26 protein-coding genes and 2 pseudogenes are annotated in these 24,057 nt (G+C 71.2%); 13 read left to right on the top strand and 15 right to left on the bottom strand.

Features of this window, described 5'->3' with window-relative positions; all coding sequences use genetic code 11:
• Nucleotides 1-29: 29 nt before the first annotated feature.
• Nucleotides 30-908 (bottom strand): MHYT domain-containing protein, encoded by an 879-nt coding sequence (locus ACH492_RS19320; protein ID WP_398988059.1) that lies wholly within the window; start codon nucleotides 906-908, stop codon nucleotides 30-32.
• Nucleotides 909-1,151: 243 nt separating this feature from the next.
• On the opposite strand from ACH492_RS19320, the gene ACH492_RS19315 reads away from it, so the two are divergent.
• The 7 genes from ACH492_RS19315 to ACH492_RS19285 all read left to right on the top strand — a co-directional run bounded on the left by ACH492_RS19315 (nucleotide 1,152) and on the right by ACH492_RS19285 (nucleotide 6,588).
• A complete protein-coding gene (locus ACH492_RS19315) occupies nucleotides 1,152-2,042 on the top strand; it encodes a glycerophosphodiester phosphodiesterase (protein ID WP_398988058.1) in 891 nt (296 codons plus the stop codon).
• A gap of 37 nt (nucleotides 2,043-2,079) precedes the next feature.
• Nucleotides 2,080-2,610 carry a methylated-DNA--[protein]-cysteine S-methyltransferase gene (locus ACH492_RS19310; RefSeq protein ID WP_398988056.1) on the top strand — a complete coding sequence of 177 codons (531 nt, stop codon included), beginning with the start codon at nucleotides 2,080-2,082 and terminating at the stop codon, nucleotides 2,608-2,610.
• An 81-nt stretch (nucleotides 2,611-2,691) separates the two neighbouring features.
• Complete coding sequence (locus tag ACH492_RS19305; RefSeq protein WP_398988054.1) at nucleotides 2,692-2,916, top strand: hypothetical protein; 225 nt, start codon at nucleotides 2,692-2,694, stop codon at nucleotides 2,914-2,916.
• Entirely contained in the window at nucleotides 2,913-4,172 is a 1,260-nt protein-coding gene (locus tag ACH492_RS19300) for an MFS transporter (protein WP_398988052.1), read from the top strand. The genes ACH492_RS19305 and ACH492_RS19300 overlap by 4 nt, the downstream gene beginning before the upstream one ends.
• A 115-nt stretch (nucleotides 4,173-4,287) precedes the next feature.
• The gene (locus tag ACH492_RS19295) at nucleotides 4,288-4,650 is read left to right on the top strand and encodes a hypothetical protein (RefSeq protein WP_398988050.1); all 363 of its coding nucleotides are present in this window, start codon (nucleotides 4,288-4,290) and stop codon (nucleotides 4,648-4,650) included.
• Nucleotides 4,651-4,699: 49 nt separating this feature from the next.
• Nucleotides 4,700-5,614 (top strand): pseudouridine-5'-phosphate glycosidase, encoded by a 915-nt coding sequence (locus ACH492_RS19290; RefSeq protein WP_398988048.1) that lies wholly within the window; start codon nucleotides 4,700-4,702, stop codon nucleotides 5,612-5,614.
• Nucleotides 5,611-6,588 (top strand): carbohydrate kinase family protein, encoded by a 978-nt coding sequence (locus ACH492_RS19285; RefSeq protein ID WP_398988046.1) that lies wholly within the window; start codon nucleotides 5,611-5,613, stop codon nucleotides 6,586-6,588. The genes ACH492_RS19290 and ACH492_RS19285 overlap by 4 nt, the downstream gene beginning before the upstream one ends.
• 3 nt (nucleotides 6,589-6,591) lie before the next feature.
• On the opposite strand, the gene ACH492_RS19280 is transcribed toward ACH492_RS19285, so the two are convergent.
• From ACH492_RS19280 to ACH492_RS19270, 3 genes are all read right to left on the bottom strand, one after another.
• Nucleotides 6,592-7,230, bottom strand: coding sequence for a uridine kinase (locus tag ACH492_RS19280; protein WP_398988045.1), 639 nt, complete (start codon nucleotides 7,228-7,230; stop codon nucleotides 6,592-6,594).
• Nucleotides 7,231-7,237: 7 nt separating this feature from the next.
• Entirely contained in the window at nucleotides 7,238-7,702 is a 465-nt protein-coding gene (locus ACH492_RS19275) for a cupin domain-containing protein (RefSeq protein ID WP_398988043.1), read from the bottom strand.
• Nucleotides 7,703-8,182: 480 nt separating this feature from the next.
• On the bottom strand, nucleotides 8,183-8,914 hold the full coding sequence (locus ACH492_RS19270) for a hypothetical protein (RefSeq protein ID WP_307664162.1): 732 nt from the start codon (nucleotides 8,912-8,914) through the stop codon (nucleotides 8,183-8,185).
• A 135-nt stretch (nucleotides 8,915-9,049) separates the two neighbouring features.
• Between ACH492_RS19270 and ACH492_RS19265 the strand changes: the two genes are divergently transcribed.
• Nucleotides 9,050-9,508, top strand: a complete 459-nt coding sequence (locus ACH492_RS19265; RefSeq protein ID WP_398988041.1) for a hypothetical protein — start codon at nucleotides 9,050-9,052, stop codon at nucleotides 9,506-9,508.
• On the opposite strand, the pseudogene ACH492_RS19260 reads toward ACH492_RS19265, so the two are convergent.
• From ACH492_RS19260 to ACH492_RS19250, 3 genes and pseudogenes are all read right to left on the bottom strand, one after another.
• Nucleotides 9,477-9,714 (bottom strand): annotated as a pseudogene (locus ACH492_RS19260) (NAD(P)-dependent oxidoreductase); the annotation flags it as partial. The gene ACH492_RS19265 and the pseudogene ACH492_RS19260 sit on opposite strands and share 32 nt — an antisense overlap.
• Before the next feature lie 55 nt (nucleotides 9,715-9,769).
• A complete protein-coding gene (locus tag ACH492_RS19255; RefSeq protein WP_398988380.1) occupies nucleotides 9,770-10,381 on the bottom strand; it encodes a chaplin in 612 nt (203 codons plus the stop codon).
• Between the two features lie 182 nt (nucleotides 10,382-10,563).
• Nucleotides 10,564-11,925: an amidohydrolase gene (locus ACH492_RS19250; protein ID WP_398988039.1), complete on the bottom strand. Its 1,362-nt coding sequence runs from the start codon at nucleotides 11,923-11,925 to the stop codon at nucleotides 10,564-10,566.
• Between the two features lie 217 nt (nucleotides 11,926-12,142).
• Between ACH492_RS19250 and ACH492_RS19245 the strand changes: the two genes are divergently transcribed.
• A complete protein-coding gene (locus tag ACH492_RS19245; protein ID WP_398988037.1) occupies nucleotides 12,143-12,634 on the top strand; it encodes a DUF3574 domain-containing protein in 492 nt (163 codons plus the stop codon).
• A gap of 13 nt (nucleotides 12,635-12,647) precedes the next feature.
• On the opposite strand, the gene ACH492_RS19240 is transcribed toward ACH492_RS19245, so the two are convergent.
• Nucleotides 12,648-13,829: a cytochrome P450 gene (locus ACH492_RS19240; RefSeq protein WP_398988036.1), complete on the bottom strand. Its 1,182-nt coding sequence runs from the start codon at nucleotides 13,827-13,829 to the stop codon at nucleotides 12,648-12,650.
• A 252-nt stretch (nucleotides 13,830-14,081) separates the two neighbouring features.
• On the opposite strand from ACH492_RS19240, the gene ACH492_RS19235 reads away from it, so the two are divergent.
• The gene (locus tag ACH492_RS19235) at nucleotides 14,082-14,615 is read left to right on the top strand and encodes a hypothetical protein (RefSeq protein WP_398988035.1); all 534 of its coding nucleotides are present in this window, start codon (nucleotides 14,082-14,084) and stop codon (nucleotides 14,613-14,615) included.
• Nucleotides 14,616-14,642: 27 nt separating this feature from the next.
• On the opposite strand, the gene ACH492_RS19230 is transcribed toward ACH492_RS19235, so the two are convergent.
• On the bottom strand, nucleotides 14,643-15,632 hold the full coding sequence (locus ACH492_RS19230) for a DNA-3-methyladenine glycosylase family protein (protein ID WP_398988033.1): 990 nt from the start codon (nucleotides 15,630-15,632) through the stop codon (nucleotides 14,643-14,645).
• A gap of 2 nt (nucleotides 15,633-15,634) precedes the next feature.
• Nucleotides 15,635-16,006: a VOC family protein gene (locus ACH492_RS19225; protein WP_398988031.1), complete on the bottom strand. Its 372-nt coding sequence runs from the start codon at nucleotides 16,004-16,006 to the stop codon at nucleotides 15,635-15,637.
• Nucleotides 16,007-16,091: 85 nt separating this feature from the next.
• On the opposite strand from ACH492_RS19225, the gene ACH492_RS19220 reads away from it, so the two are divergent.
• Nucleotides 16,092-16,553, top strand: coding sequence for a MarR family winged helix-turn-helix transcriptional regulator (locus tag ACH492_RS19220; protein WP_398988029.1), 462 nt, complete (start codon nucleotides 16,092-16,094; stop codon nucleotides 16,551-16,553).
• Between the two features lie 42 nt (nucleotides 16,554-16,595).
• Here the strand turns inward: ACH492_RS19220 and ACH492_RS19215 are convergent.
• Nucleotides 16,596-17,168, bottom strand: a pseudogene (locus ACH492_RS19215) (ATP-binding protein); the annotation flags it as partial.
• Between ACH492_RS19215 and ACH492_RS19210 the strand changes: the two are divergent.
• Complete coding sequence (locus ACH492_RS19210) at nucleotides 17,167-18,003, top strand: Scr1 family TA system antitoxin-like transcriptional regulator (protein WP_398988027.1); 837 nt, start codon at nucleotides 17,167-17,169, stop codon at nucleotides 18,001-18,003. The pseudogene ACH492_RS19215 and the gene ACH492_RS19210 sit on opposite strands and share 2 nt — an antisense overlap.
• The gene (locus tag ACH492_RS19205; RefSeq protein WP_398988025.1) at nucleotides 18,000-18,209 is read left to right on the top strand and encodes a DUF397 domain-containing protein; all 210 of its coding nucleotides are present in this window, start codon (nucleotides 18,000-18,002) and stop codon (nucleotides 18,207-18,209) included. The genes ACH492_RS19210 and ACH492_RS19205 overlap by 4 nt, the downstream gene beginning before the upstream one ends.
• Before the next feature lie 18 nt (nucleotides 18,210-18,227).
• Here the strand turns inward: ACH492_RS19205 and ACH492_RS19200 are convergent, their stop codons facing one another.
• The 4 genes from ACH492_RS19200 to ACH492_RS19185 all read right to left on the bottom strand — a co-directional run bounded on the left by ACH492_RS19200 (nucleotide 18,228) and on the right by ACH492_RS19185 (nucleotide 23,912).
• The gene (locus tag ACH492_RS19200; RefSeq protein ID WP_398988023.1) at nucleotides 18,228-18,656 is read right to left on the bottom strand and encodes a hypothetical protein; all 429 of its coding nucleotides are present in this window, start codon (nucleotides 18,654-18,656) and stop codon (nucleotides 18,228-18,230) included.
• Between the two features lie 48 nt (nucleotides 18,657-18,704).
• Entirely contained in the window at nucleotides 18,705-19,952 is a 1,248-nt protein-coding gene (locus tag ACH492_RS19195) for an SWIM zinc finger family protein (RefSeq protein WP_398988021.1), read from the bottom strand.
• A complete protein-coding gene (locus tag ACH492_RS19190; RefSeq protein WP_398988378.1) occupies nucleotides 19,949-22,810 on the bottom strand; it encodes a DEAD/DEAH box helicase in 2,862 nt (953 codons plus the stop codon). The genes ACH492_RS19195 and ACH492_RS19190 overlap by 4 nt, the downstream gene beginning before the upstream one ends.
• 151 nt (nucleotides 22,811-22,961) lie before the next feature.
• Nucleotides 22,962-23,912 carry a slipin family protein gene (locus ACH492_RS19185; RefSeq protein ID WP_398988019.1) on the bottom strand — a complete coding sequence of 317 codons (951 nt, stop codon included), beginning with the start codon at nucleotides 23,910-23,912 and terminating at the stop codon, nucleotides 22,962-22,964.
• Nucleotides 23,913-24,057 lie beyond the last annotated feature (145 nt).

Here is a 24,057-nt window from a genome sequence, read left to right as displayed (position 1 = left end):
CGGGGGCGATCCGCTGTGGCCTCAGGCACTCACCAGTCGCCGGACCGCGGCGAGCCCCGGCGAGGGGACCGGTCGGCGGCCCAGGCCGCGGGCTCTCCCTCCCGCTGCCCGGCGCGCTGCGCCGGCACTCCGGGGCGGGCGGGCACCCCCTGGGCGGCCCGCTGCCAGTCCGGCGCGCCCATGACGAGCAGCGGGTCGAACATCACCACCACTCCGGCGATGAGCAGAAAGACCACCGGGCCGATCAGCATGGGCGTGAGCAGGGTGGCGGCCGAGTCGCCGGTGCCGGCCGAGCCCGCCGCCCCGTGCAGATGGACGCTGACCGCCGCCATCCCGGTGTAGTGCATGCCGCTCACGGCGATGCCCATCACCAGGCTGGCGCCGAGGCTCGCCAGGAAGCCGTGGACCGATACGGCCGCCCAGAGTGCCGAGGTGGCGGCCACGACGGCGATGACCACGGAGAGAACGACGGTCAGGGTGTCGTACTCGAGGCGTCCCTGCAGTCGCATTCCGGCCATGCCGAGGTAGTGCATGGAGGCCACCCCCAGGCCGGTGATCGTGCCGCCGGTGACCAGTGCCATGGGGGTCGCGCCGCGGTATCCGACGATGAAGATCCCAATGCCGACCATGACTATGGCGACCGCCAGGCTGGCGAAGGTCGTCGGTCTGTCGTAGCCGATGGGGGCCTCCGCGACGGTGAAGCCCATCATCGCGATGAAGTGCATCGTCCAGATGCCTGAGCCGATGGCGGTCGCCCCCAGGGCGAGCCAGCCCGGCTTGAAGGAGCGCCCGTTGCGGATGGATCTGGTGGTGCAGCGCAGGCCGAGGGCCCCGCCGAGGCACGCCATCATGTAAGCCGCCACGGGTGTGACGAGGCCGTAACTGAATCCGTCGACAGTCCCCTGCATGCCGGTAAGCCCTTCGCTCCTTGTGATCCCCGCGATCCCTGACGGAACGTCTGGTCCGGGGGCGAGAGTAGGGCTCTCGCGACTGTAAGCAAACAATTGAACGGAGATTTATCGACACAGAAACTGTCACGTGATGCGTTCTGGGCGGATCCGTTCACGTTCCGGCCATACTTCGCCTGTTCCACGTTGGCCGTCAACTGCCACCCTCGGCCCGTCCGTGACCCGACGCCGTGAGGAGTCCAGGTGTACGTACGACCCGCCGCAGCAACGGCCGCCGCTGTCCTGGGAGTCAGCGCGCTGCTGCTTCCGGGCCCCGCGACCGAGGCCGCCGAGGCCGCGGCCCGGACCGCAGGCCGGCACGGTGAACCCCTTGTGATCGCCCACCGCGGCGCCTCCGCGTACGCGCCCGAGAACACCTTCGCGGCCATCGATCTCGCCGCCGACATGGGCTTCGCCTGGGTCGAGAACGACGTCCAGCGCACCAAGGACGGCGAACTGGTCGTCATCCACGACGACTCCCTGGCGCGTACCACCGACGTGGAGCAGCGCTTCCCCGGGCGCGCGCCGTGGAAGATCAAGGACTTCACGGCCGCTGAGATCGCCACGCTGGACGCGGGCAGCTGGTTCGGCCCGAAGTGGGCGGGTGCGCGAGTGCCGACGCTCAAGCAGTATCTGAACCGGGTCGACGACAACGGCCAGAAGTTGCTCCTGGAAATCAAGAGGCCCGAGGCCTACCCGGGCATCGAGAAGGACACCCTGCGGGTGCTGCGCGAGGAGGGCTGGCTCGACCGCCACCACGTCAAGCTCAGGCTGGTCATCCAGAGCTTCGGCGCGGACAGCGTGAAGGCCGTGCACCAGCAGCTGCCCGACATCACGACCGGCTTCCTCGGTACGCCCGCGGTCACCGATCTGCCGTCGTACGCGGCGTTCACCGACCAGATCAACCCGACGCACACGTCCATCTCGGCCGAGTACGTGGCCGCGGTGCACCGGCTCAAGGGCGCGCACGGCAAGCGGCTGTGGATCAGCACCTGGACCGTGAACGACGCGGCGGGGGCGGCGCGGGTGGACGGCTTCGGAGTGGACGGCATCATCACCAACAATCCGGACGTCGTACGGGACGCGGTGGACTGAACCGGCACTGTCAGTGCCCGGTCGTACGGTGGTTCGCATGAAGAGCTTCGAGTGGACCGTCGTGGGCACGGACATCGGGCCGCTGCTGCTCGCCGCGACCGAGGAGGGCCTGGTGAGCGTGATCTTCCATGCCGACGCGGCGATACGGGACAGGGCGCTCAAGCAGCTGGCGGGGCGGCTCGGCGCTGAGCCGGTTCAGGACGCGGCGGGCCTGCTGGCCGAGCCGATACGCCAGCTGGAGGCGTATTTCGCGGGCGGGCTGCGGGAGTTCGACCTGCGGCTGGACTGGTCGCTGTCCGGCGGGTTCAACCGGCAGGTGCTGCGGGAGCTGGCGGACGGCGTGCCGTTCGGCACGGTCGTCGGGTACGGCGACCTGGCGGCCCGGGTGGGCCAGCCGGGCGCCGCGCAGGCCGTGGGCGCGGCGATGGGCTCCAATCCGCTGCCGGTGGTGGTGCCGTGCCACCGCGTGGTGGAGACGGACGGCGGTCTGGGCGGGTTCGGGGGCGGCCTGGAGACCAAGCGGAAGCTGCTGGCGCTGGAGGGGGTACTGCCGGAGCCGCTGTTCTGATGGGGGCCGGTGCCGAGGCATCCGGTCCGGATGCAGAGGTATGCGGTTTCGTACGCGCGTACGGGCTGGCACACTGCGCCAGTGACCACCAGCCCTGACGCGCCTGACATATCCGATGCTCCTGCCGCGGTCGTTGCGGGAGCAGTCGCCCCTGCCGCGACCGCGGCCGCCGGGAGCCCGGCCGCCTTCGCGACCGCCTCAGTGGCCGGTCGTGCGGCCGCCTTCGCGACGGGTCTCGCGCCCGCCTCAGTGGCCGGTCTCGCGAGCGCCTTGGCGCCCGGCTGTGGAACGGCGTACGCGCGGTGACTTCTATCGACAAGGCCGCGGCTCCCGCCCCGGTGTCGGCCGACGAGCTGCCCGCGCTGCGGCGGCGGATCACCGCGGTGCTCATCGCCAGCCAGATCCTCGGCGGGCTCGGCGTCGCGACCGGGATCGCGCTCGCCACCGTGCTGGCGCAGCGGGTGAGCGGGACCGAGGCGCTGTCCGGTCTTGCGCCGACCGCCACCGTGGCCGGGACCGCGCTGCTGTCCATGCCGCTGGCCGCGCTGATGACGGCCCGCGGGCGGCGGCCAGGACTCGTACTCGCCTATCTGCTCGGCGCATTGGGCGCGGGCGTGGTCGTGCTGGCCGCGGTCGTCGAGAACTTTCCGCTGCTGCTCCTGGGCATGGCTCTCTTCGGCGCCGGGTCGTCGGCGAATCTGCAGGCGCGCTTCGCGGCAGCCGACCTTGCCGAGCCCGAGCAGCGCGGCCGGGCCATCTCCAATGTCGTGTGGGCGACCACGATCGGCGCGGTTCTCGGCCCCAATATCGCGGCGCCCGCGGGCCGCAGCGTGTCCGGGCTCGGGATACCGGCGGCCGCGGGCCCGTTCTTCTGGGCGGCCGGGGTGTTCCTCGTCTCCGGGGTCATGGTCCTCGTCCTGCTGCGCCCCGATCCGCTGCTGACCGCCCGCGCGCTGTCCCCTGCCGACCGCTCCCCCGAGGGGCGCTCGCTGCGCGCCGGGATGCGGGCCGTGCGTGAGTCGCCGATGGCCCGGCTGGCGCTGGTCACCGTCGCCGTCTCGCACACCGCGATGGTGTCGATCATGACGATGACGCCGGTCGCGCTCAGCCATCACGGCGCGGGCATCCAGCTGATCGGCCTGGTGATCAGCGGCCATATCGCGGGCATGTACGCCTTCTCACCGGTGATGGGCTGGCTGGTGGACCGGGTCGGCCGGCTGGCGGTGATCGGCCTCGCGGTCGGGCTGCTCTGCTCGGCCGCTCTGCTCGCCGGTACGGCGGGGGCGAGCCACGGGCAGACCGCCGCCGGGCTCTTCGTCCTCGGACTCGGCTGGTCCGCGGGCCTGGTGTCCGGCTCCACGCTGCTCACCGACTCCGTGCCGCAGCCCGCCCGGGCCGCCGTCCAGGGCCTGTCCGACCTGACGTCGAACACGGCGGCGGGCGTCGGCGGCGCGGCCGCCGGACTGATCGTTGCGCAGGCGAGCTACGGCTGGCTGAACGTGGTCGGCGCCTGCCTGCTGCTGCCGATGGCCGCACTCGCCGTACGCAGAGCGCTCAACTGACCGTTCCGCTCCCGCCTGCGCCGAAATTCACCGCCCGGAGATCTTTCGCCGATCAGCGTCCCCGCGGTCGGCGCATCCGTCTTTGGTAGGGCCAATGTTGCTCGCAGGGAGGGGGATGCACCCCCTGACCACCTGGGCGTGGATCGCGGGCGAGCAGCAGCCGACGCTGATGGTGTGGCGTACGGGACAGCCCGCGCCCGTCGCCGGGGTGCCGGGCGCCGCGGCCGCGGCGGAAGGGATCGACCAGCTGCGCATCAGCGGTGACCTGATCACCTGCCGTACGCCGGAGGCCGCCTACGCCCTCGATCTCCGCTCGGCGGCGTACTCCCGTATCACTCCTCGGTACGGCTACGCCCAGGCGAGGGGCGGCGAACTCGCGATCGCGCACAGCAGGGGCGATGCGGAGTCGGCCGGATCGCGATCGGTGATCCAGGTGGTGCGGACGGACCGGCCGCCCCGGCTGCCGCGGTGCGGCTGAGCGCTGTGGTTCGGGTTTGGGCGCGGCGCTCCCGTGCCAGGGATGGGACATGCTGCTGACCACGGAAGTGACGGAAGTATCCGCGGAAGTACAAGAAGCGCTCGCCGCGCACCGGCCCGTCGTGGCCCTGGAGTCGACGATCATCGCGCACGGGCTGCCACGTCCGCGCAATCTGGCCGTCGCCGAGGAGCTGGAGGCGATCGTACGGTCCGGGGGCGCCGTCCCCGCCACCATCGCGATACTGGACGGAAAGATCCACATCGGAATGGACAAGCGGCAGTTGGAGCGGATCGCCGAGGACGCCGGCGTACGCAAGCTCGGGCAGCGGGACCTCGCGCCCGCGCTGGCGGCCGGGGTGAGCGGGGCGACGACCGTGTCGGCGACGGCGTTCCTGGCGGCGCGAGCCGGGATCCGGGTCTTCGCGACCGGCGGACTCGGTGGGGTGCACCGCGAGTGGACCGGGACGCAGGACGAGTCGGCGGATCTGCGGGTGCTCGCGCAGACCCGGATCGCGGTGGTGTGCGCGGGCGTGAAGTCGGTCCTCGACGTGCCGGCGACACTCCAGCGGCTGGAGACGCTTGGGGTCGGGGTGCTCGGGTACGGCACCGACCGGTTCCCCGGCTTCTATCTGACCTCCTCCGGACAGCCGGTCGACTGGACGGTCCGTTCGCCGGAGGAGGTGGCGGAGGTGATCCGGGCGAAGGAGGCGCTGGGCGGGCCGGATTCGGCGCTGATCGTCGCGAATCCGGTCCCGGAGGCGAAGCAGCTGGATCCGGCGCTGCACGACCGCGTGCTCGGCGAGGCGCTGGACGAGTGCCGGGAGCGGGGAATCAGCGGCCAGGCCGTGACGCCGTTCCTGCTCGACCATCTGATGCGGCGGACGGAGGGGGCTTCGCTGGAGGCCAATGTGGCGGCGGTGCGCGGGAACGTGCGGCTGGCGGCGCGGATCGCGGCGGCGCTGTGACGGCCGCCGCCGGCGGGTTGCTGGTCATCGGCGATGTGGTCACCGATGTCGTGGCCCGGCACCGGGCTCCTCCCCCGGCCTTCGGCCGGGGGGACCCCCGTCTCACTTCGTTCGCCCGGGGGACGGACACGGCGGCCCGGATCCGCATCCTGCCGGGCGGGGCGGGGGCCAATGCGGCGTGCTGGGCGGCGCGTTGGGGATGCGCGGACGTGCGTCTCCTCGGCCGGGTCGGCCGCGACGAGGCGGGCTGGCACGAGGCGCGGCTGCGCGCCGCGGGCGTACGGCCGCTCCTCGTCGCGGACGCAGAGGCCCCGACGGCCACGGTCATCGCGCTGGTCGACGCGACCGCCGAGCGGACGTTCCTCACCGACAGCGGTGCGGTGCTGCGTATCTCCCCTGCCGACTGGTCGCCGTCGCTGCTGGACGGCGTCGGCCATCTGCACCTCTCCGGCTACCTCCTCTTCTCCCCCGCCGCCCGTCAACTGGCCCGGCTCGCCCTGGAGTCGGCGCGGACGCGCGCCGTCACGGTGAGCGTGGACCCGGCCTCTGCGGGCTTCATCGCGGAGCTGGGCGTGGACGGCGCGCTGGCAGCGCTCGCGGGCGCGGACGTGCTGTTCCCGAACGCCGACGAGGCCCGCCTTCTCACCGGCCTGCCCGACCCGGCCGACGCGGCAGCGAAGCTGAGCCGCCTTGTCCCGCTGACCGTCGTCACGCTGGGCTCGGACGGCGCGCTGGTCGCCGAGTCCGGCACGGTCACGGCGCGCGTCCCGCCGGTCCCGGCGGTCGCGGTGGACTCGACGGGCGCGGGCGACGCCTTCACCGGCGCGTTCCTCGCCGCCCGGCTGGCGGGGGCGGACGCGGCGACGGCCGCGGCGGATGGCTGCCGGGCAGGCGCGGAGGCGGTGACGCTGATCGGCGGCCGACCGCAGAGCCCGGGGGAGCCTGAGCGGAAGCAACCGCAGAACCCGGGCTGAGGCTCAGCGGAGGCCGCCCCACGCGGGGTGACGCGGATCATCGGCGCGTACGACCACATCGGCGGCCTCCGCCGGCCCCACCTCGTCCTCGTACCGCCCGAACGCGGGCAGTGTCCAGCGCTCGCTCTCCGGCGTACGCCGCCGCAGCGCCGCGGGCGACAGCCGCAGATGCACGCTCAGATCGAACGGGAACCAGTGTCCGAGCAGAAACGGCCCGTGCAGCAACAGCACACCGCCGGCCGGGAGTTCGACATGCGGACTGCGCGTCGCCCGATCGGTCACGGGATCCCACAGATCGGGCAGCACGCGCCCGCTGCCACCGGACTCCAGGGGCCCGAAGACCTCCCGCCACAGCGCGCCGGTGTCGAACCAGCCGCTGTAGTACGTATCGGGGTCCTCGCGCCCGTACTCGTACCGCAGCGAGGCGGGCCGCAGAAACCCACTCGTCCCGGCCACGAGCACGCTTCGCCCGCGCAGCCGCAGCGCCTCGGCCACCCGCTCGGCAAGCTCACCGGTCCGCGCGGCTGGAGCGCCGTCGACGCCGACCCGCAGCCAGGGGCTGCCGTCCTCGGCCTTGCCCGCCATGGCCCGGTCGGCGAGGGCCTCGGTCAGCCGCTCCCAGGTGATCGCTTCCAGTCGCACCCGTCCATCATGCTCCGGCGCAGGCCGGCGCGTCGGCGTCGATCGACAGCGGGCTGCCCTTGGGCAGCAGATAGGTCACGTAGAGCACCACGGGCTCGCTGCCGAGGTTGCGCCCGATGTGCCGGTGCTTCGGGCCGGAAGGCTCGATGAACGCCGTACCGGCAGGAGTCACTTCGACGGAACAGTCGTCCAGAGTCCGGGTCAGTGTCCCGGACTTGACGACGGCGAGGAGCTGCCCCGGGTGGGTGTGCCAGCCGGTGGAGCCGCCCGGGGCGATCGTGATCGTCCGTACGACCACATCCGTCTTCCCCCTGGCCTTCAGCTTGAGGGTCCCCTCCGAAACGCCCTGCGCGAGGACCGTGCCCGAAACGCCGCTGCCGGGTGTGGCGTTCGCCGCGGACGGCACCGTCGCGAGCGCCGCAAGGCATCCGACCAGGACCATCGCCGTACGCGTTCTGTCCTTGAACCCCATGGAACCCCTCCAACTCAGCGGCGTCGCGAAACCGCCTCAACGTACCGGATGAGAAGTCCGTTCCGGGCCGGAAACGGGAGCGGGCCCGGGGGCGTAGCCGGCCCCCGAGCCCTGTGATGCCACCCATGTCGCACGCCGGCACGCTTAAGAACCCGAGTCAGTCGTTATGTCGCCGCGTCCTGCCTTTGGACCACCGCACATCGAGCTGCGCGGGCCGGACTTGAACCGGCATTTCGACGCACCAGGGCCCGGGCCCGGTCGATCCGGCGATCGGCGGCGAATGCTGAGTCTGGAGCAATAGTCTGAGATTGATCGCGGTCTGCCTCTGCCGAGTTGGGCTACCGCGGCCCGTACGTACGGAAAGTGCCGCGGGGAGGACTCGAACCTCCACTGGAACCGCTCAGTCACGACAAGCTTCAGTTTCAGCTTGCGCTCCTCGCGCACCCCGTCCGCACAAGGGCGGACGGGGAATCTTTGAGGCTACCCGAACAGGTAGCCAAATACGGCGTCGCCCACCCGCTGGTCGGTGACCTCCGCGCCGTTCGCCTCCTCGCGGGCGAACTTCACGGCCTGCTGCAGCTTCTCCACCCGCTCCAGCAGCTCGTTCACCCGCCGGGCCGGCAGCGCACCGGAGAACTTCACGGTCGTCCAGTAACCGACAGGAATGTCCTCGTAGTACACCTCGACCTGCGCCGGGTGCTTCTCGGTCGCCTCCGCCTTCACATGGTTGCGGGGCACCTTCTTCGTGCGGAGAGTGCGTACCGACTCGGTCTTCCATGCGTCGGTCGACGGGTCCTGCGTCCACGACTCCGAGGCATCGAGCACCGGGAGCTTGCGCACAAAGGTGTTGATGTCCGTCAACTGCTTCTCGAGGAAGAGGAGATACGCCACCGGCACCTCGCTCACCAGGACGCGCCCGTCCACCGTCACATCGGCGCGCGCGGCGCAGTTGGCCCAGTCCTTGGTGGCGGTCACGTCGAACAGCCGGGTCAGCGTCTTCGCCGTCTCGCGCAGCACGTCCTCGGCCTTGACCTGGACCCGCGTGGACTCGGGCGGCAGCTGCTCGCCCTCCTCGTCCTTGGGCTGGTACGTACGCGAGATACCGGCCAGCAGCGCAGGCTTCTGCAGGCCGTGATGGGCCGCCGTCAGGTCCTGGTGCGCCTTGGACTTGACGCCTTTCTCGACTGCGATGATCTGATTGAGTTTCGCCACGTCGATCAAGCTAGCAAGACCTGCGACCCCCGCTCGAACGATTATTCAGATCCCTGTTTCAGATCCCTGTTTCAGATCCGCTGCTCAGATCCCTTGCTCAGACCGCTTGTTCAGATCCCCCGGGGAGTACGCACCATGGAGACAGCCGTCATCGCGGTCATAGGCACCCTGCTGGGCTCGATCGCCACCCACTTCTTCCAGCGCCAGGCCGCCGAGCGCAGCGCCGCCCTCGCTCGCGCCGAACAGCTGCGCCAGGAACGGATCTCCGCGTACAGCGCCTTCGCGGGCGCGCTCGTCGACTACCGGCGCGGCCAGAACGACCGCTGGCACCGGGCGAAGGAGTCGCCGGGCAGCGCGGCCGCCGAGGAGGCGCGCATCGACTCGTACCGGTTGCGCTCGGCGGCCCATCAGGCGCTGATCCGCGTCCAGTTGGTGTGTGACGACGTCCAGGCGCTGGAACTGGCCGCGTCCGCCTTCGAAGTGACGAACTGCATGCACGAGGCGCCGGACGAGACGGACCGGTCGCAGCGTTCGGAGCAGGCCCGCGAGACGCTGTCGGAGTTCATCGGGGCGGCTGCGCCGGGCGTGCGCTGAGCGTACGCATCGGCCAGCCGGCGAGATGCCCGGCGATGTCCTCGACTGCCTGCTGGAAGTACCCCCTCGTAGTTGCGCCGGGTGACATAGCCGAGGTGCGGCAGGCCGAGGAAGTTCGGCACGGTGCGCAGCGGGTCGTCGGCGGGCAGGGGCTCGGTCTCGAAGACGTCGGAGCCCGCCCCGGCGATCCAGCCGTCGTGCAGGGCCTGCGCGGAGGCGGAGCGCGCGGACTGGGCGGAGCGCGGGGCGGAGCGCTCCGGACTAGGCGCGGCGCCCCGACTCCTGGGCGGGCCGGAAGCGGCGGTAGAGCACGATGCCGCCGAGCAGCATCGCGGCACCGGCCGGCACGGCGTACGCGACCGGTCCGGCACCGGTGCGGGCGAGCGCCACCTCGGGGCCGGGTGGCTGCGGCGCGGGGGTGTGCGGCGTGGCGGCCTTCGGCGGGGTGGCGGGCCGCGGCCGGACCGGCGGCTTGCCGGGGGTGTTGGACGAGGAGTTGCCGACTGCTGCGTTCCCGATGCCGACGACGTTCACGGAGTTCCCGGTGACGTTGACGGGGATATCGATGGGGAGCTGGACGCTGTTGCCGGAAAGGAAGCCAGGGGAATCCTTTCCGCCACTTTCGGCGGTGGCGCCGGAGGATCCGGTCTGCGAACCACTGCCTCCCTGGCCGGAGTTGGCGCAGGAATTTCCGGCCGCCGGGTTGAGGAGTCCTACGGCATTGACCGTGTTGCCGCACACATTGACCGGGACGTTCACGGGAAGCTGCACCGTGTTGCCGGCCAGCAGTCCCGGCGAACGGGCCGCACCGCCGTCCGCGTTCGAGTCTGCGTGCGCGTAGCCCGAAATGGCGAGCGCACCACCCGTGAGCATCACCATGGCCAGACCCTTTCGGTGAACCTGCCTCATGGGTTCCCTGCCTTCAGAAGACGTTCACGGGCACTCGCCCGCACCGTAATAACGTCATGAGGCCAATAGGGTTATGGCACATTCACCTTTCACTCTTTCGAGTATGCGGCTTGTCGAACGGGCCGTCGTGGCCGCACACCGGTCCGCTAACCGTCGTAGTCCTGGATCCGGCTGCCCTTGCGGCGCTCGGTCAACGCGGGCAGCTGAGCGGTGAGTTCGGCAACGATCGCGGGTACGTCGAGGGTCAGCAGCCGACGGTCCCGCATCAGGATCCGCCCGTCGACGACGGTGGTCCGTACGTCACTGGAGCGCGCGCTGTGCACAAGGGTGGCGGCGATGTCGTGCAGCGGCTGGGTGTGCGGCCCGGTGAGATCCACCAGAATCAGATCGGCCCGCCGCCCGGGAGCGAGCGCGCCGATCTGCTCACCGAGCCCAATGGCCCACGCGCTCTGGGTGGTTGCGTGGTCGAGCGCCTGGCGGGCGGTCAGCCAGGTCGGGTCGCCCTCCACGGACTTCTGCACCAGTGCGGTGACCGCCATGCTCTCCCACACATCGAGGGTGCTGTTCGACGCGGCCCCGTCGGTGGCCAGACCGACGGGAATCCCCGCGGAGGCGAGCGCCCGGATCGGAGTGGTGTCCCAGGCGAACTTGAGGTACCCCTTGGGCGCACTGGCGACCGCGATCCGCCCGGCGCCCCGCCGCAGTACGGACAGGTCCTTCTCGGTGATCCCGGTGCCGTGCGCGATGAGCACATCCGCATCCAGCAGACCGGCCCTCTCGAGCACCTCGACGGGCGTACGGCCGCACCGCGCAAGGCTGTTCTCCGTCTGCGCCGCGTTCTCGGCCGCGTGGATGTGCACGAGCAGCCCATGCTCGCGAGCGAGCTCGGCAGTGGCCCCCAGATCGCCGTCGTCGACGGTGTACGGGGCGTGCGGAGCCAGCGATGTGGTGATCCGCCCACCGGCCGCGCCTCGCATCCGCAGCGCGAAGTCGAGGGAACGCTCCCGCCCTTCGGCGCCCTGGCTGGAGAAGTAGGCCCAGCCGAGATTGGCCCGCAGTCCGCAGTCCGCCACGGCGGCGGCCACCTTGTCCATCGAGAAGTAGTGATCGGCGAAGGCGGTGACCCCGCCCCGGATCATCTCGGCACAGGCCAGCTGGGCCCCGAGCTCGACGACCCGGTCGGTGAGGTTTGACTCGATGGGCCAGATCCAGTCGTTGAACCATTCTTCGAAGGGCATGTCCTCGGCGATTCCGCGCAGGGCGACCATCGGTGTGTGGGTATGGCAGTTGATCAGCCCGGGCATGGCGAGCTGCCCACGCCCGTCGATGCGCTCGACGGCCTGGACGCCGGCCACGGCATCGGCGGATGTCACGGCGTCGATGACTCCACCGCGTACGACGACGGCGGCGTTCTCGACGAAGTCGATCTCACCACGCTCACCGTGCACGAGGGCGGTGCACCCGTCCACGACGAGATCGGCGGGCCGGTCCATGTCCACAGCAGCCATCTGGTCCTCCTCCTGACGTCCTCGGCACCGAGTCTGTCGGTCCCGATCTGCCCGCGGACACATCGAGGGATGCGCTCGTGCGGGTGGTTTCCGGACGAATTCGGCGTCCCGGGGCACTGTTTCGTGGCCCGCTTGGTGGAGTCGCAACGCACGTGGTGGCCGCCCTGCGGCCCCCCGTTGGCCCGCGACGGCCCCCCGATGGAAGGACCCGCTCCCCGTGCCCACCTTGAAGCAGCGCTCTCTCCTTGCCGTCGCCGGTGCCGCCGCTGCCGTACTGGCAGTGGGTGCGCCCGCCTCCACCGCCGCGCTCGGCAGTGAACAGGCGAAGGCACCCAGGGTCTTGTCCGCACCCAGGGCCTCGTCCGCTGCGGCGCGTGGTGCGGCGTACATCGAGACGCGGCTCTTCTTCGGTACAGAGCGTCCGGACGGCGGACCCGATGTGACCGACCGGCAGTTCATGGCGTTCATCGACCGGAGTGTCACGCCGAGCTTCCCGTCCGGGCTGACGGTTCAGGACGGCCGCGGGCAGTGGCGGGACTCCAACGGCACGATCGAGCGGGAGCGTTCGTACGAGCTGATCCTGCTCTACCCGGCCGCGGAGGCACACGCACGCGACCCGCAGATCGAGCGGATCCGCGAGGCCTACGTCGCGGCGTACGCACAGGACTCGGTGGCCCGGCTGGACGAGCCGACGCTCGCCGACTTCTGAGGGAGTCCCTGGTTCAGTAGCGCACGGGCAGGGTGAGCAGCCCGCGGGCGCGCATCGAAGGACGCCATCGCAGTTCGCCGTACGGAACGTCGAGCTCCAGCCGCGGCAACCGCTCCAGCAGCGCGGCGAGAGCGATCTCGGTCTCCATCCTGGCCAGGGGGGCGCCCAGGCAGTAGTGGATGCCATGGCCCAGCGCGAGATGGCCGGTGACGTCGCGGCCGATGTCGAGACGGTCGGGGTCGGTGAAACGGTGCGGGTCGCGGTGGGCGGCCGCGAGCGAGAGCAGGACAGTCTCACCCGCCGGGATCGTGACGCCGCCGATGGTGATGTCCTCGGTGGGGAAGCGGCGGATGGCCAACGGTGCGGGGCCGTCGTAACGGGCCAACTCCCCGACGGCGCCGCCCAGTCGGCCAGGGTCGGCGCGCAGAGCGGCCAGTTGGTCAGGGTGGCTGAGCAGGGCCAGGGTGGCGTTGCCGATGAGGTGGACGGTGTTCTCGTATCCGGCGAACAGGACGAGGAAGGCCAGGGACACCAGCTCGTCCTCGCTCAGCCGGTCTTCCTCGTCGCGTACCGCGATCAGGGCGGAGAGCAGGTCGTCAGCCGGCTCTGCTCGCTTGCGGGCGATGAGCTGGGTGAAGAACGCCAGTATGCTGCCGACCGCTTCCTTCGCCCGTGACGGCTCCGCAGGGTCCGGGGCAACCAGAGCGTCGGTCCAGGCCCGGAAATCGCGCCGGTCTTCAGGGGCCACGCCGAGCAGGTCGCAGATGACGTTGATCGGCAGCGGCGCGGCGTACGAAGTGATCAGATCGGCGCGGCCGTGCGGGGCGATTGCGTCCAGCAGCTGATCGGCTGTTCTCCGGATCGGTTCGCGCAGCTGCGCGATGCGACGCGGGGTGAACGCCTGGGACACCAGACGCCGGATGCGGGTGTGGTCCGGCGGGTCCATGTTGAGCAGATTCGCGTCCAGCGCCGGCGGCAGCGCCATCCCCCGGTAGCCGCCGGGTGCCGCGTTGCGCTTGTCCAGGGAGAGCCGGGGATCGGCGAGTGCCTGGCGTACGTCGTCGTAGCGGGTGACCAGCCACGCCGGCAGCCCGTCCGTCCCGGCGATGCGGTGTACGGGCCCGGACTCGCGGAGCCGGGCGTACACGGCGTAGGGGTCGGCCATCAGCTCACTCGTCGGATCTTGGAGTGCCATGGCTCCACCCTAGACATTGGCGAGCAACACGGGCTCGGTCAGGCGGAGTTCTCGCTGAGGTACCGGGTAAGAACGTCGCTGGTACGGGACAGCTCTGCGGCCTGCTCGGAGACGCTGTTTCGCGGATCTCGCGGATCTTCGCCGGCACAACAGCGGGTGTCCGCTACCTCAACAGCTGAGCGGGCAGGACCGTTCCGGGGCTGTCGACGGCTGCCTGCCGTATTCCGGCTCCGCAATGGGCAGTTCTCCCCCATGACGGATCGCCCGCTGCTCCTGCTCGACGTCGACGGCCCTCTCAACCCGTACGCGGCGCGTCTGCCGCGCCTGCGCGGCTACGCGACACACCGCCTGCACCCCTCGTACTGGCTCTCCAACCAGCCCCCGGGCTCCCGCCGCCACCGCCGGGGCCTGCGCATCCATCTCAACCCGGCCCACGGCCCACGGCTGACGGGCCTTCCCTTCGAACTGGCCTGGGCCACCACCTGGATGCACGAGGCCAACACCATGATCGCCCCGGGCGTCGGCCTGCCCGCCGACCTGCCGGTGATCGAGTGGCCGGAACTCTTCGCGAAGGACCCGGACGGCCTGTACTGGAAGACCCGGCCGCTGCTGGAGTGGGCGGCCGGGCGCCCGTTCGCCTGGGTGGACGACATGATCACGGACCTGGACACAGCGCATGTCGCGGCGCATCACGACGCGCCTGCGCTGCTGTTGCGGATCCATCCGCGGCGGGGGCTGCGGGAGGCGGACTTCGCCACGCTGATCAGGTGGGCGGATGGCTTGTGACCCTGGCGGACCTGACCGCCGCGGGCACTACCGCACCGAGCGACCGCGGGCTGCCGGCCCGGCCTTCTCCTCACGGCGGGTGCGCAGCAGGAGCGCGACCCAACTGCGGTAGGGCGCCCAGTGATCGCTGATCCCGGCGAGCCGGCGCGCATCGGAGGCGTCGGGATCGCCGAGTCCGTAGGCATCGGCCATCGAAGCGTGAAGCCGGCGTTCATGGCGGGGGAAGACGTCGGGGTGTCCGGCGCCGCGGATGAGGATGAGCTCCGCGGAGAAGGGACCGATGCCGGGCAGGGTCCGCAGATGAGCGAGGGCGTCTTCCGCCGGCATCGCGCGCAGCCGGGCGGCGTCGAGATCACCGGCGAGAGCCGCGTCGGCGAGGACACGCAGCCGTTCGACCTTCGTCTCGGGCAGGCCCGGAACACGGCTGACTCCGCGCAGGACCAGCGGGGTGGGGAAGGCGTGCAGCGACTCCCCGGCGACGGTGACGCGCTGTCCGTGGTGCTCGGCGATGCGGGCCTTGATCGCGGCGGCCTGGACCATCCGGATGCGGTGGCCGATGACCGCCCAGGCAGCAGCCTCGTACGGCGAGTGAAAACAGACCGGCCGCAACCCCCGGTACGCCGCGATGAGCTGGGCCACTACGGGATCGGCCTCGGCGAGCAGTGGGAACCCGCTGCCGTCCACGTCGAGTGAGAGGATGCGGGCCAGTTGCGCCCGAACCGAGCTCATCCCATCCGAGCCCGCCGTTGCCGTGCCCATCCCGTCGTTGCCCGGATTCCCGGTGTGCACGGTGACATCCGCCTGTACGGTGCCCTCCGATCCCTCCGATCCCTCCCATCCCTCCGCCTGCCTCACCTCCGCGCTCACCGTCGAGTGGCCGTCGTCGGCGGGAAAGGCCAGGCGCAGCACCCTGCCGTCCGAGGCGTCGCGGTACCCGGCGGGTGTAAAGCCCTCCAGGAACCGCAGGCTCGCCGCAAGTGAGAACGGCCCGCGCGGGGTGATGACGATGGCGGTCAAGGTCAGCCTCCGTGCGTAGTGATGGCGTACCCCTCAGGGCCGACGAACGTGAACATCCTGCCGAACGGACCATCCTCGGGTGCCTTGACGATGGGGATCCCGGCGGCGTGGAGCCTGTCGTGCAGGGCCTGCGCGTCAGTGGTCCGGAACCACAGGGCGACCCCGAGGCCGGGCCGCTCGACGGCGTCGAGATCCACTCCCGGCAGCGGCTCGCGGACGGCGAACGGAACCGGCTCGGTGGCGAACACCACGGCGCCGGGCGGCGAGGCAGGCGCCCGGCGCAGCCCGAGGTGCTTCTCGTAGAAGGCGGCAGCCGCTTCGACATCGCGCACCTGCAAAGCGATGAAGTCCGGCCCGGTAGCGGTGACAGTCATAAGTACTCCTCGATCGTGTTGCATGTCAGGACTTTGACATAAGTGGAAGATAGACGGCACCGCGCTTACATGTCAAACTCCTGACATGCACGATGGGACTGCTTCCAGCCAGGCTCCGCGGGCCGCCGACGTGACCGAGCGCCTGGGATACCGCCTCAAGCGCGCCGCCGCGGCGCTGCGCAGCGCGATGGACAGAGCACTGCGTGAGTACGGCCTGACGGTGCCGCAGTACGCCTGCCTCGAACTCCTCGACCAGCGCCCCGGCCTGTCCAACGCCGAGTTGGCCCGCGGCACCTTCGTCACGCGGCAGTCCATGAACGTCGTCCTTCGCGGACTGCAGGACGCCGGCCTCATCACCCGGCCGGCCACCACCGACCGCGGTCGCGCTCTGCCCGCCCACCTCACCGAGGAGGGCCACCGTCGCCTAGCGGCGGCTCGCTCCGCCGTCTACGCCATCGACCAGCGCATGACCGACGCCGTCCCGGAGCAACGTCTCGCCGAGCTCCTCGCCGACCTCGACCACATGGCGGCGGCACTCGAGGGGTGAGAACGGCCGCGCGTCAAGGGCGATCGAGCACCAGACGGTCTTCAGGACGGGATCACTGCGGTCGATGCCCCAGTCGGCAGCGAGGGCGTCGACGAGAAGCAGGCCGCGACCGCCCTCGGAGTCGAGGGGTGCGGCCCCGAGGTCGGCCGGGGCGGGCAGCCCTCGGTCGCGGCGGGCATCGGCCACCTCCATACGGAGCGTGCCAGGAGGGGTGATGGTGAGCCCCAGCCGGAAATCCCGGCCGGGGACACGGCCATGCGTGATGGCATTCGCGGCGAGTTCAGCGGCCAGGAGGGCAGCGGTCTGGGAGGAGTCGGAGTCGTACGACCAGCCCCAGGCGTCGAGTTGCTGAGTGGCGAGCCGTCGGGCGAGGCGGGCGCTGCGGCGGGTCGCGCTCAGCCGGACCGTGAAGCGGTGGGTGGGGACGGAGAGTTCGGTGCTGACGGTTTCGTGATTCACATCACTCAGCGTGTCCGTACGTGCGTAACCTGAACAGGAGCGTTGTCGGTACGCAGCGTGATTGTCCAAGCTCGGAGGCGTGCTGTCCGGGTTGTCGGGCGTGACGCGGAGCGCAGGGCGGCGTTGGGCAGGGGCGCGGCGAAGGTGGGACGACATGGCGGATGAGGCGGAGCAGCAGCCGGACTGGGACGAGGGGACGGCGGAACTCCTCAAGACCGTCGGCAAACAGGTCCGACTGTGGCGGGAACGGGCCCACTTGACGCAGGCCGAGGTCGGCAAGGCGATCGGCTACACGGAGCACCAGGTCTCGGCGGTCGAGCGGGGGCGGCGCATCCCGAAACCGGAGTTCCTGGACAGGGCGGACGAGGCGCTTGGGGCGGCCGGGATTCTGGCGGCGTTCAAGGAGGATGTGGAACGCGCGCGGTATCCCAAGAAGGTGCGGGATCTCGCCAAGCTGGAGACGGACGCGGTCGAGCTGGGCGCGTACGCGAGCGCCGTTATTCACGGGCTGCTTCAGACCGAGAAGTATGCCCAGGCGCTGTACCGCATGCACCGGCCGATGCTGGACGAGGACGCCATCGAGCGGAATGTGGCCGCGCGTATGGCCCGCCGGGAGATCTTCGAGCGGCGGCCGGCGCCGTTCTTGAGTTTTGTCCAGGAAGAGGTGACGCTGCGCCGCCCTGTCGGTGGCAGGATGGTGATGCGCGGGCAGCTCGAACGGATGCTGGAGATCGGCCAGTTGCGGAACGTGGAGATTCAGGTGATGCCGACAGACCGCGAGGACCATGCGGGTCTCCCGGGATCGTTCCTGCTGCTGGATCCCAAGAACGGGCAGAAGGCAGCGCACTCGGAGGCCGCGTTCTCCAGTCACGTGACGGCTGAGCGGAATAAGGTCCGCGTCCTTGAGGCACGCTATGGGATCATCCGGGCGCAGGCTCTGACTCCACGGGAGTCACTGGCATTCATCGAGAAAGTGCTGGGAGAGACATGACCATCAAGCCCTCTGCCGACCGTGACGCCGGACTGAAGTGGTTCAAGAGCAGCTACAGCACAAGCGAAGGCCCCGAGTGCGTCGAGGTCGCCTCCGCCCCCGGCACCGTCCACGTCCGGGACTCCAAGGACAAGGCAGGCGCGCAACTCGCCTTCACAGACGGCTCCTGGGCGGCGTTCGTACCGTTCGCGGCCTCCCGCAGGTAGCACCCAAAGGCCCCCGGCTCAGCCGCGCCGGCTGCCGAAGTGGATGTTCCCGATCGTGCCCGACTGAATCACGGGACCGTGCTGCGTGCCGCCGCTGATCGTGTTGTGGACATCGTGCCGCTGCGGGGCGCTCCACTCCGGCCACAACTCGTCGAGCAGCGCGCGCAGTTCCGTCGCGGCCTCCGGGTCCGCTCGGAGTGTGCGGCGCATGCGGGAGCGCCATTCGGCCTGGATGTCGGCGGCTGCCTCCTCGTCGGCAGACTGCTGGGCGTCGACCAGTTCGGCGCGGGCGGTGTCCAGGTCGGCGGCGACGCTCTCGGGGGTGGTGGAGCCGCGGGAGAAGAAGCTCACTGCGCGCTCGCGCACCGAGGTCCAGGTGTCCGTGACCATCTGCTGGACGAGCGCGGTCGCTCCAGCCGTCGCCAGTGCCATCAACTCGGCTTCCACGAGGCCCCCTTCGGCCGATTGCAGCTCCTGGGCAGAAAGCCTAGTCGGTCACCTGCCCAGCAGTGCGGTGAGCGCGCCCACCGGGTCGGCGTCGGGGGTGCCGCGGGGCCACCAGTCCTCGCGGTCCGGGTCCGATTCGTAGCCGTACCAGAGACCGTCGCGCCCGAAGCGGAGTTGGAGGGAGCGCGTGGAGAGGTGGTTGCGCCAGGGGCGGAAGTGGGGGAAGTCGGCGGCGATCAGGGCCGGGCGGGCCCGGTCGAAGGGGCCCGCGGGCGGGTCCCAGGGCTCTTCGAGTACGGCTAGAGCCTCGCGGCCGCCCTGCCGCCAGGCGGCCACCGCGCGGGCCAGGTCGGTGGGGGTGTGGTCGGTGGCGGCGGCGAGGTCGCGGTAGAGGGCGCGGGTGGAGGCGGTCAGGCCCGAGCCGGGGTGGGCGGCGGCAAGCCGGACCGCGTCCTGCCATTGGGTCAGCTCTGCGGTGGGGTCGGCGCCGGTGGTGAGGAGGGTGTGGGCGCGGGCGGCCGCCTCGGTGGCGAGGAGGTCCAGGGCGAGGGGGTCGGGCGCGCCGGGCGTGTGGGGGTAGGCCGGGGGGCGGCCCGGGTGGCTGGGCGCGGGGAACGGGGGCGGGAGAGCCGGGAGCGAGCGCGGGACCAGCGCCTCGCCGGCCGGGATCGTCGGCGTGGGCGCGGCGGTCGCGGCGCTGGTCCGCTCGGCCGCCGACCGGGTCGCGTTGCGATGGGAGAGGTCGGCGAGAATCTCGCGTTCACCGCGGCCGCGCATCAGGAACAGCACGAACGGGTCCTCGTCGAGCAGCCTGGCCGTCTGGTAGCAGAGCGCGGCCGCGTGCTTGCAGGGGTAACCGTCGTCCGGGCAGGAGCAGTCGGGGATCAGGTCGCCGGGCGTGGGCAGGAGGTCCGCCACGGCTGCCAGCGCATGCGGTACGTCCTTGTCGAGCAGCGCCGCGATGTGGTCGGGGCGGGCCGCCGCCGCGGCCAGGAACTCGTCCCAGTCGTCGTCGGTGAGCGGACGGAGGCGGATCTCCGTGCGGTACGGGCGCGGTCTGGTGCCGTGGACGTACGCCATGACCCGGCCCGGCGTGACCGTGATCGCGTCGACATGGCCGCGGCCCGCGTACGCACGGCCCCGGGTCAGCCGTGCCCGGTCCAGGGCGGTGTCCTCCAGCGCCTCCACCCAGGCGTTGCCCCACCAACTGGACGCGAACTCCTCGCCCGCGAGGGGCTCCAGGGCCGGGAAGGTGCGCCGGCGGTCGTCGTAGCGGGAAGTCGTGCGCGGCGTCATGACGGCCTCCGCAGCGAGACGAGGTCGGCCAGCTCACGGTCGGTCAGCTCGGTCAGGGCCGCCTCGCCGGAGCCGAGGACCGCATCGGCCAGCGCCCGCTTGGACGCGAGCATGTCGGCGATCCGGTCCTCCACCGTGCCCTCCGCGATCAGCCGGTGGACCTGCACCGGCTGTGTCTGACCGATGCGGTACGCCCGGTCCGTCGCCTGCTCCTCCACCGCCGGATTCCACCAGCGGTCGAAGTGCACGACATGGCCCGCCCGGGTCAGATTCAGGCCGGTGCCGGCCGCCTTGAGGGAGAGCACGAAGACCGGGATCTCGCCGGACTGGAAGCGGTCCACCATGCGCTCGCGCTCCGCCACCGGCGTGCCGCCGTGGAGGAGTTGGGACCCGATCCCCCGGGACGTGAGGTGCGCGGAGAGCAGGCGGGCCATGGAGACGTACTGGGTGAAGATCAGGACCGAGCCGTCCTCGGACAGGATCGTCTCGAGGAGTTCGTCGAGGAGTGCGAGCTTGCCGGAGCGGCCGGCCAGCCGCGCGGCGCCGTCCCCCGCACTGTGCTCCTTCAGGCTGTGCTCCTTCAAATACTGCGCGGGGTGGTTACAGATCTGCTTGAGGCCGGTCAGCAGCTTCATCACCAGCCCGCGCCGCGCGATGCCCTCCGCGCTCTCGATCGCCGCCATCGTCTCCCGTACGACCGCCTCGTACAGCGACGCTTGTTCCCGGGTGAGCGCCACGGGATGGTCGGACTCCGTCTTCGGCGGCAGCTCGGGCACGATGCCCGGATCGGACTTCTTGCGACGCAGCAGGAAGGGGCGGACCAGTCGGGACAGCCGCTCGACGGCGTCGTCGTCCTCGCCGTTCTCCACGAGGCGTGCGTGGCGGGAGCGGAAGGCCTTCAGCGGGCCGAGCAGTCCTGGGGTCGTCCAGTCCAGCAGCGCCCACAGCTCGGAGAGGTTGTTCTCGACGGGCGTGCCGGTCAGCGCGACCCTGGCCGGGGTGGGGATGGTGCGCAGGGCTTTGGCGGTCGCCGAGAACGGGTTCTTGACGTGCTGCGCCTCGTCGGCGACGACCATCCCCCAGGTGTGCGCGGCCAGCCGGTCCGCGCTGGTGCGCATCGTGCCGTACGTGGTGAGGACGAAGCCGCCGTCGAGCTCGGGCAGGGTGCGGTCGGCGCCGTGGAAGCGGCGCACCGGCACGCCGGGGGCGAAGCGGATGACCTCCCGCTGCCAGTTGCCGAGCAGGGAGGCGGGGCAGACGACCAGCGTCGGGGCGGTGCGGTCGCGGTGGAGGTGGAGGGCGATCACCGTGACCGTTTTGCCGAGGCCCATGTCGTCCGCGAGGCAGCCGCCGAGACCGAGTGAGGTCATCAGGTCGAGCCAGGCAAGGCCCCGCAGCTGGTAGTCGCGCAGTGTGGCGGCGAGGGCGGGCGGGGGTGCGACCGGGGTGGAGGCCGCGGTGAGCCGGTCGCGAAGGGTCGCCAGCGCGCCCGTCGGCACCGCCTCCACCGTCTCGCCGCCCACGTCCGCCGTGCCGGTCAGCGCCACCGCGAGCGCGTCGACCGGCTGCAGCAGCCCCAACTCCCGCTTGCGCGCCTTGCGTACGAGATCGGGGTCGACCACCACCCACTGGTCCCGCAGCCGCACGATCGGGCGGTGCGACTCGGCCAGCGCGTCCATCTCGCGCTCGGTCAGCGGATCGCCGTCGAGCGCCAACTGCCAGTTGAACTTGAGCAGTTCCTCGCTGTCGAAGAAGGGGGTGCCGTCCGTCGCCGAGCCGGGCGCGGGCCGTACGACCGCGGCGGCCGAGAGCGTACGGGCCAGCTCCTTCGGCCAGTGCACGGCCACCCCGGCCGCCGCCAGCCGTGCCGCCCCCGGTCCCAGCAGCTCGTACAGCTCGTCCTCGGTGAGCGGCAGCACATCGGGCACGTCCCGCTCGAGGAGGCCGGCGAGCGGCGGCCAGACCCGGGCCGCGCGGCGCAGCGCCAGCACCGCGTCGATCCGGGCGCGCGGCCCGAAGTGCTCGTCCCCGTCACCCGCCCACAGCCGGGCCGCGTCGATGACGAGCGTCGGATCGGCGAGGCTGTGCACCTGGACGAGGGCCGCCCCGGCGTTGCGCTCCGCCCCGTCTTCCTGCTCCCCGATGTCGAAGAGCTCGAACGCGGACAGGTCGAGGCGCAGCGAGATCCGCACTCCCGCGTCCATGCCCGCCGCGGCCTCCGCCGCCCACTCCCGCGCGCCGGGCAGATGCTGGGCGGAGGCGGCGGCGAACGGCGCCCCCGCGGCGTACGCGGCGGCCGGCGTACGCGGCAGGGTGTCGGCCACCGCGTCGAAGAACGACCTCACCAGCGTCTCGGGGTCGGGCAACTGCAACGGCCGCAGATCGGGGACGGGGACCGGGACGGCATGCGCCTCGTACGGCATGGCGGCGGCGATGGCCCGCAGCTGGGCGATGTCGGCCGCGTCCAGAGGCCCCGCGCGCCACGCGTCATGATCGGCCGCGGTCAGTCCGGGCAGCAGCCTGCCGCGCGCCACCAGATGGACGGCGTGCAGTGCGGCGGCACCCCAGCAGGCCGCGGCGGGGTGCGCGGCCGGGTGGTGGCGGGCGCGGGTCAGGAGCGGTACGGCCTCGGCGACCGGCAGCAGCAGGGCGGGGACGGTGCGGCTGCGGACGCCTGTGCCAGTGCCTGTGTCTGTGCCGGTGCCTGTGTCGTCGCGGCCTACGACGGTGAGTTCGCCGGTCGCGCCCCGGAGCCGGTCGCCGTCCTGATCCCAGAAGGCGACCCGGCCCTCACGCGGCAGCGGCGCCGGAATGAAGACCGCGGCACAGGTGTGCAGCGTCTCCCGCAGGCGCAGCATGTCGTCGGACGTCACAGGGTCACCTCCCACCCACAGGACGTATGCGGAAGTACCGAAGTACTGGATCTACGACCTTACGGGTGGGGTCTGACAATGGACACCGACAGCCGCCCGAGCCCCCCGCGACCTGCGGCGACGGTGCTGCGACGGGTCAGGCCGCGGGCGGCACCGATGGCGGCGCGAGCGGCGGGACGGCCTGCGGCGGTGGCGGCGGCTCCGCGGGTGCCTCTGCGGGCTGTGACTGCGGTGACTGCGACTCCACTTGCGGCGGCTGTGACTCGGCCTGCGGATCCACGGCCTGTGAACCGGCGTGCGACTCCACCGCCTGCGGCTGCCCTGGCGGCTGAGCCGCCCGTTCCAGGAACCGCAGCAGCTCCACCGGGAAGGGCAGCACCAGGGTGGAGTTCTTCTCCGCGGCGACGGCTACCACGGTCTGGAGCAGCCGCAGCTGAAGCGCAGCGGGCTGTTCCGCCATCACCCCGGCCGCCTGCGCCAGCTTCTTGGATGCCTGCAACTCCGCGTCCGCGTTGATGACCCGGGCCCGCCGCTCACGGTCCGCCTCCGCCTGCCGTGCCATCGACCGCTTCATGGCCTCGGGCAGCGAGACGTCCTTGATCTCCACCCGGTCGATCTGAACGCCCCATCCGATCGCCGGACTGTCGATCATCAACTCCAGCCCCTGATTGAGCTTTTCTCGGTTCGACAGCAGATCGTCCAGATCGCTCTTGCCGATGATCGACCGCAACGACGTCTGCGCCATCTGCGAGACCGCGAACCGGTAGTCCTCCACCTGGACCACGGCATCGGCGGCGTCGACGACCTTGAAATAGATCACCGCGTCGACCCGCACCGTCACGTTGTCCCGTGTGATGCCGTCCTGCGCGGGCACCGGCATGGTCACGATCTGCAGATTGACCTTACGCAGCCGGTCCACGAAGGGCACGATCATGGTGAAGCCGGGTGCGCGCACGTCATTGCGCAACCGGCCGAGCCGGAAGACCACACCCCGCTCGTACTGCTTGATCACCTTGGCAGCCGCCATCACATACACCACACAGCCGGACGCGGCGACCACGGCCGCAGTCACCAGCTCCTCGACCATCAGGGCACCCCCTACCGTCCGAGCCGGATGTCAAATACCACGGTATGCCCGATATACCCCCTCGGGCGAGCCTCAAGCGCCAGCGGATCCGTGCCCTGCCGCGGCGGAACGGACCGTGCCAGGGCACGCGAGCCCGGCAAGATCG

The organism is Streptomyces sp. NPDC019443, from assembly GCF_044389785.1.
In the GTDB taxonomy this organism is placed as follows: Bacteria; Actinomycetota; Actinomycetes; order Streptomycetales; family Streptomycetaceae; genus Streptomyces.
The sequence above is the reverse complement of the archived record's forward strand: the minus strand, read 5'-3'. Positions and strand labels throughout refer to the sequence as shown.